Origin of the sequence: Enterobacter cloacae complex sp. SHL021 (assembly GCF_049237765.1) — a bacterium.
GTDB lineage: Bacteria > Pseudomonadota > Gammaproteobacteria > Enterobacterales > Enterobacteriaceae > Enterobacter > Enterobacter cloacae.
Map to the genome: position 1 here is coordinate 1 of NZ_JBMKJG010000041.1, position 10,563 is coordinate 10,563.

Genomic DNA, 10,563 nt, shown 5'->3' on the forward strand with positions numbered 1-10,563 from the left:
GTAATCATGTCAGACATCTATCAAATCACCCTAACCACCCAAACAGGCGAAACCTTCACGGGCAAGATGTCACGACGTCAGCCTGAGCTGGTTAATGGCTTTGTGCCGCTGGCGACGGAAACGGGCCAGTGGCTGTACTTCGCTCCTGCTGATGTAAAGCGAGTGGAGTTTACCCCAGTACCGGAAGAACAGACCGAACAAACTACGGAGTAACCCATGGTTAACGATGACGAGCGCAGGCCTTATCCGCCAGTTAACTTCATCGCCTCCGACAACTGGCAGCCATACACCAGGCTGATCCCCGCTAACGAAGTGCATGAGTGGATAAACCGCCAAATCCTCAGCGATACCGGCAGCATCCATAACCCTGACCACGAACACCTTTTAGAGGCTGATCTCTGCTTCATGTGGGCCTCTGACTCGTTTGCGAAGAAAGGGCGCTACGTTCTCGGTCAGGCTGAACAGGTAATGCTAAGCGCCGGTGGATGGCAGAAAGCCAGAATGGAACAGCAGATGCATGAATGGTTCGGGCGAATCCCAAAGTTCATCATCACGCTGGCGGCTAATTACTGCTCACAATGCAGTGACCTTGAGTTCTGCGCTCTGGTGGAGCATGAGCTTTACCACATTGCCCAGGCCACCGATGATTTCGGAGCGCCTAAGTTCAACAAAGAGACCGGGCAGCCAGTGCTTACACTGCGTGGCCACGACGTCGAAGAATTCACTGGTGTCGTACGTCGATACGGTGCCAGCAAAGAAGTACAGGAGCTCGTTGATGCGGCCAATGCGCCAGCAGAAGTGGCTCACATCGATATAGCCAGGTCATGCGGCACATGCATGTTAAAGCTGGCCTAACAATATGACTGATTATGACAGGCAGGTAATCCATGGCGACACTGAAAGGTGAGGTCAAAGCCTTCATCGTTCAGTCCCTTGCCTGCTTCGATACACCATCCCAGGTGGTTGAGCTGGTCAAAAAAGAATTTGGCCTGAGCATCACACGTCAGCAGGTCGAATCACACGACCCGACGAAAGCAAACGGCAGGGGGCTGGCGCAGAAATGGGTGGACATGTTCAATGCTACCCGCGAACGCTTCCAGAATGAAATCTCAGACATACCGATCGCTAACAAGGCGTACCGACTTCGCGTTCTCGACCGCATGGCAACGCGTGCCGAGGGCATGAAGAACCTCGCGCTTACTGCCGAGATTATCGAACAGGCGGCGAAGGAATGCGGCAATGCCTACACCAATAAGCACAAGTTTGAACATTCCGGCCCGAATGGTGGCGCCATCCAGACGATCACCATGAGCAAAGAGGAATACAAATCCGCACGGCAGGAGATGATGGAGGATGACGACTGCTGAGCAAAGGGCATTTGCCCGTAAGGTTGAATGCGAAGAGGACGGGCTCTATTACGCTCGCTACTTCTTCAAGCAGCGCACCGGCGGAAAGATGATTGTCGCGCCTCACCACAAGGTGATTCAGCAAACGCTGGATCGCGTCATTGATGGTGAGATTCAGCGCCTGATCATCAACGTCCCGCCTGGGTACACGAAGACCGAGCTGGCGACCATCAATATGATGGGGCGCGGGCTGGCGCTTAACTGCCGGGCCCGCTTCATGCACCTGTCCTATTCGCACAATCTTGCGCTGCTGAACTCCTCAACCGCGCGTGGAATGATTAAGTCGCAGGCGTATCAGTCGATGTGGCCCATGTCGCTACGCGATGACGCTGACAGCAAGGCTATGTGGTGGACCGAACATGGCGGCGGCGTTTATGCGTCGTCAGCTGCCGGGCAGGTTACCGGCTTTCGTGCCGGACACATGGAGCCAGGCTGGCAGGGCGCCCTGATTATCGATGACCCGGTTAAGCCAGATGACGCTTATTCAGAGATCGTCCGCGACGGGGTAAACAACCGCTTTAACGAGACAATCAAATCACGACTGGCGATCGAGACGACGCCGATGATTGTCATCATGCAGCGGATCCACTACCACGACCTGAGCGGTTATCTGCTGCGGGGCGGGAGTGGTGAGAAATGGCATCACCTGAATCTTCCGGTGATTATCGACAACAGTCAGCCATACGCTGCGCAGTACCCTGAAAACACCCACGCTATACCGATTGACCATGGCTTGCCTGACGGCTGGTTGTGGCCTTTCAAGCATAACGAATCGCACCGCATATCGTTGTTTTCTCACCGCCGAACTGCCGAAGCTCAGTACATGCAGGATCCTAAGCGCTTTAACGCAGATGGTGCGCTGTGGACTGAGGAGATGATTTCGGCAGCGCGGGCGCTAAACATCACAGAGAAGCTTTCTCGAACAGTAGTTGCAATTGACCCGCAGGCAACGAACAGCGAAGAGAGTGATGAAACAGGAATCGTCGCTGCCAGTTCTTATGGCACTGGCGACCGCAGGCAATACTCGGTTGATGGCGACTACAGCGGAAAATACTCGCCAAACGGTTGGGCGACAAAAGCAATGGAGGCATACGACCTTCACGACGCTGACGCTATCGTTATTGAAACAAACCAGGGCGGCGACATGGCAGAGGACACTCTGCGCAATGCCGGATTTAAGGGGCGCATTATTCGCGTCCATGCCAGCAAAGGTAAGTTCGCCCGTGCAGAGCCAATATCAGCTCTCTATTCGCAAGGGCGCGTGGCCCACCGTGGCAACCTCTACAAGCTTGAAAATCAGCAGATGGAATACGTACCCACCACTGCGAAAAAGTCACCAGACAGACTCGACGCTCATGTATGGGCAATGACCGAGCTGAGCGGGCAGACAGTCGGCGCAGTATTCTTCTAAGGAGCATCGCCAGTGAGCGAACAAGATAACGGCCTTCAACTGGCTGTGAACAACCTCGCCACTGAAATGAGGCGAGCGAATTACCTGAACGCCATCGGCATCGGTGGCGGGAACACGAAGCGCCCGACTCTTTACCAGGAATTTGGCTACCCGCGCACGATCACCTTCAACGACTTCTATAACATGTACCGCCGCAACGCCGCTGGCTTCGCTGTGGTGCATCGCCTGCTGGAAGGTTGCTGGCAGGATTACCCGGTCATTGTTGACGGTGATGAAGCGCAGGAGGCTGAGAAAACAAACGCCTGGGAAAAGAAAGTCACCAAGTTCATGAAGACGCTGTGGCCGAAGGTGAAGGATGCTGACCGCCGCAATATGGTGGGGCGCTACTCCGCTCTGCTGCTGCAGGTGAAAGACAATAAGCCATGGAGTGATCCAGTAGATACCAAGCTGGTGAAATCCATTGGTCAGTCAGCGTTGGTGAAGCTGATTCCGGTATGGGAGCCGCAGTTAACTGTTGCCGAATGGGATAACGACCGCCAGTCAGAAACGTTCGGCCAGCCGAAGATGTTCAACTTCAACGAGCAGCCGGTCGGTGATGAGCCTTTTGTTGGACCGATGCGTGGAGAGCCGGTACACCCGAGCCGCGTTATCTTGTTCTGCGAGGGATCTGAAGACGACAACGTCCTGTCTGGCATCCCGCTGCTGGAGGCTGGTTTCAACAAAGTCCTTGATATCGAGAAAATATCTGGCGGTGGTGCAGAGGGATTCCTGAAGAACGCCAGTCGTCAGATGGTAGCAGAGTTCGATAAAGAGACCGATATCACCACGCTTAATCAGCAGGCAAAAGATTCTGGATATAAAGACCTCGGCGAAGCGTTTGAGGATAAATTCAAGCGTATGAACAGAGGTACCGATGCGGCGGCTGTCATGCAAGCCGGGAGGCTTAACGTCCTCTCGGTTACGCCAGGTGACCCGGGACCAACCTGGGAAGTCACTGCGAACGAACTGGCCGCCTCCGTGCAAATCCCTTTCACAATCCTGTTCGGTCAGCAGACCGGGCGACTGGCGAGCGACGAGGATAAAACGGACTGGGCTATCCGCCGCAATACTCGGCGCAATGGTTTCCTGACAGACCGCATCACCGCATTGCTGGAACGCTTCTGGACACTTGGGATTATAGACCCACCGACCAAAGGCGAGGTCACAATTTCGTGGAGTGACCTGCTGGCGCCCGGCGAGAAAGAGAAGATCGAGAACGCTTCTAAGTTGGCCGACATTGTGCAGAAAACCACTGGCTTCTATGGCGGAGAGCCGCCGATTACAGCCAATGAGCTGCGCGAAGTTGTTGGGCTTGACCCGCTGCCTGAGCCAAAAGAACCACCGAAACCGGACGAAAAGGTGACTACCGATGATCCACTGGCCGATTACACCAGAACAGACGGCAAAGGTGGGGTTGCCGATAGTTCCGCGCAGCAAGGTTGACCCGACCCGATCGGCAAAGCAGGTAACCGCGTTGTTCCGGGATATCGAGAAGCGATATCTCGGCATCAAGCGAGCGCTGAAAGCTCTGTTCGACCAGCGCCTGACCGGTCGAGAGCGAGAGGTAAACAGTCATAACTGGCACTTCCTTTGTCATGACCACGGCGAGGATTTACGGCTCTACCAGGTCAACGCTGGCAAGTTCATCTATGACATGTCGGCGCAGGAACTGGCTGACCTGCTGGAAGCGGTGCAGGGCATTCTCGACGATTACCTGCTGGATGGTGGCGAGCAAAACCTCTGGGCGATGGATTACGTCGTCGCAGAGGCGCAGCGCGGCACACTGGAGGCATTCAACAACCTCTCGCAGCAGTCGCAGGTGTACGCCAGCCAGACGACGTTACAGCAGCTTTTAAGCAGCCCCGGTCACCTTAATCAGGTGGCAGCGGCCAGGCTGACAACGTTCAGTGACTGGAAGGTCATCAGCGATACAGCCCGCGGCGACCTGACCAACATCATCACCGACGCGGTAGCGCGCGGCGTGAATCCACGCGAGACGGCCAGCGTCATCAGCAAGCGTCTTGATGTGTCGATGTCGAAGGCCAAGACCATCGCTCAGACTGAGCAGGTCGGAGCGCTTCGGCAGGCACAGTGGAACGAAACGGACTGGGCCGCTGACCGGCTGGGGCTGAATACCGGTCTGCTGTGGCTGTCAGCGCTAAAACCAACGACGCGCACCTGGCACGCCAGCCGTCACGGCAAGGTCTACACCACCGAAGAGGTGCGGGACTTTTACGCTGAGAACGGTAACCGGTACAACTGCTACTGCAGCCAGATTCCAGCCCTGCTCAACGACGACGGTAGCATATTCAATGATGGCCTGGCGGATAAGCTATCCCAAGAAAGGAAAACCTGGGATAGCAAAAAGAAAATCAAAGAGGAAGGATAGCGGTGATGGATACTTCAATTGTTACCGATTTATCCTGTCCGGTGATGAGATCAGAAAGGGCTCTCATTGCTGCAGCGCGAACAATTGGAGAATCTGCTTCTGGTGCTGACGGGCTGCTGATAACGGTGTCCAATGTGTGAGGTTCACCGTTAATTGTACCCTTAAATAAAATTTTATAGTCCACATTTACTCCTTATTAAACAGTTTATTACGCCATAAAGAGGATAACACGTGAAACTATCCAGCATCCACGTTAAATCCCTCGCCATCAACGCCTCCAACATCTCAACGACCACCATCAACGGCCAGGAACACTACGTCATTCGTGGTGCGGTTCCGATCGTCGATGACATCGTGATGAATGGCGGCCTGTACCCGGCGGAGGAAATTAACAACAGCTACCAGACGATGGAAGGCAAGCTGATGCCTCTCCCGCACCCGATGGTAGATGGCAAATATGTCAGCGCCAATGACCCGCGCGCCATTAACACCTTTCACGTCGGGGCCTGGGCTCAGAACGTCAGTAAGGCTGGTGATAAGACGGTAACTGACGTCTATATCAACAAAGCGGTTGCAGAGACAAAGCCAGACGGCAAGCGCCTGATTAATCGCCTAGATGAGATGATCGACGGCATCAACACAGACCCGATTCACCTGTCTACCGGGTTGCTCACCAACAAAGAGAAGAAGTCTGGTGAATCGAAGGGCAAGAAGTACTCATGGATCGCCCGCAACATGCAGTTCGACCACATCGCGATCCTGCTCGACGAACCCGGTGCCGGTACGCCGGATGAAGGTGTCGGCATGTTCGTCAACGCTGATGGGCAGGAGGCCGATGTTGAAGTGACAAGCCTCATCGATGCCGCCAACAGCATGAAAGACGGCTGGTGGAACAAAACCAAGTTTTATTTGAGCAACGCCTCGAATTACTCATTTGATGAAATCTGCGCGGCGCTGCGAAACAAGATGAGCGAGGGTAAGCCTGAAACATATTACTTCTGGCCGGAAGCCGTCTGGCCTGATCGCTTCATTTACGAGGAAAACGGCAAATACCTCCAGCAAAAGTACCTCATTGACGACGATGGCAAGGCTGAACTCGTCGGTGATCCAGTAGAAGTCGTGCGCAAACCAACTGAGTACGAAGTCAAAACCAACGGAGAAACAAACCCGATGAAAGAGAAGATGATCGCCGCGCTCAATGCCGCAGGCGTTAAAACCGAGGGGCTGACCGACGATCAGGTCTGGGATGCCTACAACCAGCAGATGCAGAAGAAAGATGGCGGCGGCGACCCGGGCAAGGCTCAGATTAACTCCGACGTGATTACCGCGGCTGTTAATGCGGCACTCACCCCGCTGAACGAAAAGCTGAGCAAGCTGGAAACTCAGCTGCAGGCGAACGCAGAAAGCGACCTGAAAACTAAGCGCGATGCTGTTAAAGCGAAATTCTCGTTCATGACCGAAGCGGCGATCAACTCGCTGGCTGGTGACGCGCTGAACGAACTGTACTCACAGTGCCAGACCAGCACCGGTCTGAACCATGCATTCCAAGGGAATGGCGCTCAGAGTGAAATCCTTAACATGGAGGCACCTGAATAATGGCTCTCGCACCTCGTTTCCATATCGTAATCGCGGGCCCGGCCCGTAAGAATGACCCGCAGGTCATTGAAGCAATCATGGCGGCGGCCGTGAAACCAGGCTCACTGGTGATGCTCGACAGCACCGGGAAACTGGCAGTTCACAATGTCGCTGGCGGCGCAGGCGTTGCACTGGCTCTTCAGCATAACTATATCGGCGGCGGTGACATTCGCGACGCGGTTCCTGCAGGTGATACCGGCGCGGCCATCATGTGCGAAGACGATGTGGATTACCACATGCTGGTTAAAGCAGGCGAAGTGTTGCTGGAAAACGAAGGCCTGGTTTCTGCCGGTGACGGCACGCTTGCCAAGGCAACAACGCCAGCTACCGACCAGGTCCTCTTCTATTCACGCGAAAAAATCACCGTTGGCGCTGAAGCTCAGCTCGTGAAAGTTCGCAAATCAGGGAAAGCAGCCGCATGAGCATGATCGTATTCAACAAAAAGCTGATCACCGAGCACAACCAGGTGAAGCAGGCATGGAATCAGCTGCTGATGCAGCGTGAATCCTTCAATATCAACCAGAACACCATTTCCGCCCAGTACGGCGGCGCGCTGGAAGTTAACCAGGCCGCGCTGATTTCCAAAGACTATTGGCGCGAAGTGGACAACATCACCACCCGAGTCTTCCGTAATGACGAAGGCAACGGCCTGCTGGATGATCTGCTCAGTCTCGGTACACCGATTTCTATCGGCAAGACGGCGGCGCTGTACCGCGTTTCCAGTGACGCTGGCAAGGTACATCGCTCACTGACGGGCCACGTGCCGGAAGAGCTGGATAAAGTCATCTACGACGAAGCTGGTGACCCAATCCCGATCTTCAACACTGGCTACGGCCGAGAATGGCGTGAGTGGAACGGCATGCAGTCCGAAAACCTCGATGCAATGGCCGATGACCAGGAAGCGCATGTTGCTGCGATTCGCGCTGATATGGCTGACTACATGCTTTCCGGTGATGCGAAAGTGAAGGTGAAAGGCTATGTTGGCGCTGGTATCACCAACCATGCCAACACCAATCAGGTTGACCTGAGCGCATCCGGTCTGAATATCGATCTGACCACGTCTACTCCTGATCAATCAGTGGCCTTCTTCACTGGTCCGTTTGCTAAGCTGCTGGATGATAACTACGTGCAGGAGAAGGTGAAGGTATGGGTGTCTCCAGACATCATGCGCAACCTGAACCGACCGTATTCTAACGCTGCCGGCTTTAAAGAAGGCACCGTGCTGGAATACATCATGCGCTATGGTCGCATTGAGTCTATTAACCAGACCTTCAAATTGACCGGTAACCATTTTGTCGCGTACGTGCGTAACTCGCAGTACATCAAGACGCGAATCGCCGCGCCGGTTGGTACCTTCATGATCCCGCGTCAGAACCCGTTCGACAACTACAACTCTCTGGTCTGGAGTGCTGTCGGTCTGCAGATTAAGCGCGATTTCAACGGTCGTTCTAAAGTGTTCAACGCACAGGGGTAAGGGGCTTCGGCCCCTTTTCTTCAGGAGAGAGCATGAAAAAGTTAAAAGTCGAGAAGACTGGCTGCTGGGGAACGATTAACGGCGTATTCCAGCAACTGCCGGTGGGTCATGAGTTCGTTGCTGTTGCTGTGCCACCGGCTTTCGCTGGCCGTGTATCGGTCGTGGGTGAAGTCGAGGCTCAGGAGCTTGAAGTTGCGACGCCTGGTGCCGAAGATGCTCCTGCAGAGCAGGCAGAGCAGGCAGAGCAGGCAGAGCAGGCAGAGCAGGCAGAGCAGGCAGAGCAGGCAGAGCAGGCAGAGCAGGCAGAGCAGGCAGACACCTCCGCTAAATCGAAAAAGGCGAAATAACCATGGCTGACCCAATCACAGCGGCAGACGTGCAGGCGTTCCTCGGTGAATTGGGTTACTCCATTCCGGGCGCTCTGCTGGAGCCGATCCTCTGCGTGGTGAACAAGATTATCCCGTGCCTCGACGGGGCCGGTTATGACGAGTGCACCGCGAAGCTGATCCTGATGTATGCCGCCGCGCTGATGGCTACTTCGTCCGGGGCTCGCCGCATCAAATCGCAGGGTGCGCCGTCTGGCGCGTCACGCTCGTTTGAGTACGGTGACGACAGCATCACATGGCTGCGCGACTCGCTGGCCCGTCTCGATACCAGCGGCTGCACCGGAGAGCTGCCGATCAGCGCCGGTAACAGCGTCGGCCTGTTCATGGTGGTCGGGGGCTGCTGATGACGTACAAATCAGTTAAGCACGGCCTTCAGCGCTCACTCACCCGCGTCTGGGTGATGACCGACACCGGGCGGGAAACTACCGGCTACGTGAAATCTAACGGCGAGTGGTTCATCAACTGCCCGCGCATCCGGGCGACTGGCGCGAAGGTGCTGCGCTGGAAGGAGGGATGATGTCATCGGTAGCGAACTGGAGCTATACCGCGACGGCGACTATCTGGCGCAAACTGGAAGGCAATGACGAATACGGCGACCCGATGGGCTATGCCGAACCCGAGCAAATACTCTGTGATTACGAGGGCGGGCTCAGCAAGAAGTTAGCCAGCCTTGGCGCTGAAATCGTCGTGAAGAACACCGTCTGGACGGGGTTCGCGCTGGCTGCCGCTGGTGATTACCTGCTGATTGGCGTATCGACGGAACCCGACCCGGTTGTGGCGGGCGCTGACGAGGTGCGGCAGGTTATCCGTTATGCCGACACGTTTGAGCGCCTGGCGGATGATTACGCCATCCTGACGGGAGTATAGCCATGGGCATCAAAGTGCGCGGCGTTAAGCAGTCGAAAGCCGGGCTCAACCGAATCATCAACGATGTAAAAGGGCGAAAGGTCGTCAGGGCGCTACAGTCAGCAATGATAATCGGCAGCTCCCAAGCCGCGCTTTATACGCCGATCGACACCTCAACGCTGCTTAATAGCCAGTATCGGGAGTTGATTAACAACGGCGTTCGACTCACCGGGCGAGTTGGATACACCGCTAACTACGCCGTATTCGTTCACGATCCTAATGTGCCGCAAACCTTCCGCCGCGCCACCGCTCAGAAAGAGTTCCTCACTAAAGGATTTGAAGACACCCGCAGCCAGATTGATGCCGTAATGCGCAAGGAGCTTTCAGTATGACACCTGCCATGTATGAGCGCGTGCGTAACTACTTCGTTGATGCAGGGCTTACCACTGGCTTCATTGTTCAGTTGCTGGCTTGGGACGACACAACGAAGTTAACCGACGCATTCATCGTGTTCCGGCCTAACGGCGGTACCGACATCCGAAATGACCTCGGTTCTGATCACTACGTGCTGGTGGATGTCATTTCCGCCAAAGATAAGCGCCGCGCAGCCGCTGAGAAGGCTCAGGAAATCATCAATTATGTCGAACAGAACGACATTAACGACGAATGCCTTGGCCTTATTCAAAACCTCGGCAATATGCCTGCACCCATCCTGACCGAAGAGGGGCGCCTGGTCTTCAGACTCCAGTTCATGTGCGTTTACGGCGAATAACCCAATCACCAACCCATCAGGCTGCCATCAGGCGGCCTTTTTTATTTGAGAGGTACACATGCAAGGCTGTGCTAATGATTTTGGCAAGCTGATCGGGAAAGTAGCTGTGCTACGCATGGCCTTTGGCTGCCCCGATGCAGTGCCAGCGCTTTCCGAGTGGAAGCGTCTCGGCGCTATGACGACAAAGGGCATCGACTATTCGATG

16 protein-coding genes and 1 pseudogene are annotated in these 10,563 nt (G+C 55.1%); 16 read left to right on the top strand and 1 reads right to left on the bottom strand.

Annotated features, from left to right (window positions below):
- The first annotated feature begins 6 nt into the window (after positions 1-6).
- Genes ACOTZF_RS24550 through ACOTZF_RS24575 form a run of 6 tightly spaced genes read left to right on the top strand, consistent with a single transcriptional unit; the run spans position 7 to position 5,245 of the window.
- Complete coding sequence (locus ACOTZF_RS24550) at positions 7-213, top strand: hypothetical protein (RefSeq protein WP_032647547.1); 207 nt, start codon at positions 7-9, stop codon at positions 211-213.
- Positions 214-216: 3 nt separating this feature from the next.
- Positions 217-855: a putative metallopeptidase gene (locus tag ACOTZF_RS24555; protein WP_421636213.1), complete on the top strand. Its 639-nt coding sequence runs from the start codon at positions 217-219 to the stop codon at positions 853-855.
- Positions 856-887: 32 nt separating this feature from the next.
- Entirely contained in the window at positions 888-1,367 is a 480-nt protein-coding gene (locus ACOTZF_RS24560; protein WP_421636214.1) for a DUF2280 domain-containing protein, read from the top strand.
- Positions 1,354-2,817 (top strand): DNA-packaging protein, encoded by a 1,464-nt coding sequence (locus ACOTZF_RS24565; RefSeq protein ID WP_421636215.1) that lies wholly within the window; start codon positions 1,354-1,356, stop codon positions 2,815-2,817. Before ACOTZF_RS24560 ends, ACOTZF_RS24565 begins: the two co-directional genes overlap by 14 nt.
- Before the next feature lie 12 nt (positions 2,818-2,829).
- Entirely contained in the window at positions 2,830-4,299 is a 1,470-nt protein-coding gene (locus tag ACOTZF_RS24570; RefSeq protein WP_421636216.1) for a DUF1073 domain-containing protein, read from the top strand.
- Positions 4,226-5,245 carry a phage minor head protein gene (locus tag ACOTZF_RS24575; protein ID WP_421636217.1) on the top strand — a complete coding sequence of 340 codons (1,020 nt, stop codon included), beginning with the start codon at positions 4,226-4,228 and terminating at the stop codon, positions 5,243-5,245. The genes ACOTZF_RS24570 and ACOTZF_RS24575 overlap by 74 nt, the downstream gene beginning before the upstream one ends.
- On the opposite strand, the gene ACOTZF_RS24580 is transcribed toward ACOTZF_RS24575, so the two are convergent.
- Positions 5,229-5,429 carry a hypothetical protein gene (locus tag ACOTZF_RS24580; RefSeq protein ID WP_421636218.1) on the bottom strand — a complete coding sequence of 67 codons (201 nt, stop codon included), beginning with the start codon at positions 5,427-5,429 and terminating at the stop codon, positions 5,229-5,231. The two genes, ACOTZF_RS24575 and ACOTZF_RS24580, sit on opposite strands and share 17 nt — an antisense overlap.
- A gap of 47 nt (positions 5,430-5,476) precedes the next feature.
- On the opposite strand from ACOTZF_RS24580, the gene ACOTZF_RS24585 reads away from it, so the two are divergent.
- The 10 genes and pseudogenes from ACOTZF_RS24585 to ACOTZF_RS24630 form a co-directional block, all read left to right on the top strand.
- A complete protein-coding gene (locus ACOTZF_RS24585) occupies positions 5,477-6,841 on the top strand; it encodes a DUF2213 domain-containing protein (protein WP_421636219.1) in 1,365 nt (454 codons plus the stop codon).
- A complete protein-coding gene (locus tag ACOTZF_RS24590) occupies positions 6,841-7,302 on the top strand; it encodes a hypothetical protein (RefSeq protein ID WP_421636220.1) in 462 nt (153 codons plus the stop codon). Before ACOTZF_RS24585 ends, ACOTZF_RS24590 begins: the two co-directional genes overlap by 1 nt.
- On the top strand, positions 7,299-8,354 hold the full coding sequence (locus tag ACOTZF_RS24595; protein ID WP_421636221.1) for a major capsid protein: 1,056 nt from the start codon (positions 7,299-7,301) through the stop codon (positions 8,352-8,354). Before ACOTZF_RS24590 ends, ACOTZF_RS24595 begins: the two co-directional genes overlap by 4 nt.
- 32 nt (positions 8,355-8,386) lie before the next feature.
- Positions 8,387-8,701, top strand: a complete 315-nt coding sequence (locus tag ACOTZF_RS24600; RefSeq protein WP_421636222.1) for a hypothetical protein — start codon at positions 8,387-8,389, stop codon at positions 8,699-8,701.
- A 2-nt stretch (positions 8,702-8,703) separates the two neighbouring features.
- The gene (locus tag ACOTZF_RS24605; protein ID WP_006808952.1) at positions 8,704-9,084 is read left to right on the top strand and encodes a DUF7370 family protein; all 381 of its coding nucleotides are present in this window, start codon (positions 8,704-8,706) and stop codon (positions 9,082-9,084) included.
- Positions 9,084-9,257 carry a hypothetical protein gene (locus ACOTZF_RS24610; RefSeq protein WP_421636223.1) on the top strand — a complete coding sequence of 58 codons (174 nt, stop codon included), beginning with the start codon at positions 9,084-9,086 and terminating at the stop codon, positions 9,255-9,257. Before ACOTZF_RS24605 ends, ACOTZF_RS24610 begins: the two co-directional genes overlap by 1 nt.
- Positions 9,257-9,607 (top strand): hypothetical protein, encoded by a 351-nt coding sequence (locus tag ACOTZF_RS24615; RefSeq protein ID WP_421636224.1) that lies wholly within the window; start codon positions 9,257-9,259, stop codon positions 9,605-9,607. The genes ACOTZF_RS24610 and ACOTZF_RS24615 overlap by 1 nt, the downstream gene beginning before the upstream one ends.
- A 2-nt stretch (positions 9,608-9,609) precedes the next feature.
- The gene (locus tag ACOTZF_RS24620; RefSeq protein ID WP_014883994.1) at positions 9,610-9,978 is read left to right on the top strand and encodes a hypothetical protein; all 369 of its coding nucleotides are present in this window, start codon (positions 9,610-9,612) and stop codon (positions 9,976-9,978) included.
- Positions 9,975-10,358, top strand: a complete 384-nt coding sequence (locus ACOTZF_RS24625) for a phage tail termination protein (protein ID WP_032619446.1) — start codon at positions 9,975-9,977, stop codon at positions 10,356-10,358. The genes ACOTZF_RS24620 and ACOTZF_RS24625 overlap by 4 nt, the downstream gene beginning before the upstream one ends.
- A gap of 58 nt (positions 10,359-10,416) precedes the next feature.
- A pseudogene (locus ACOTZF_RS24630) lies at positions 10,417-10,563 on the top strand (DNA breaking-rejoining protein); the annotation flags it as partial.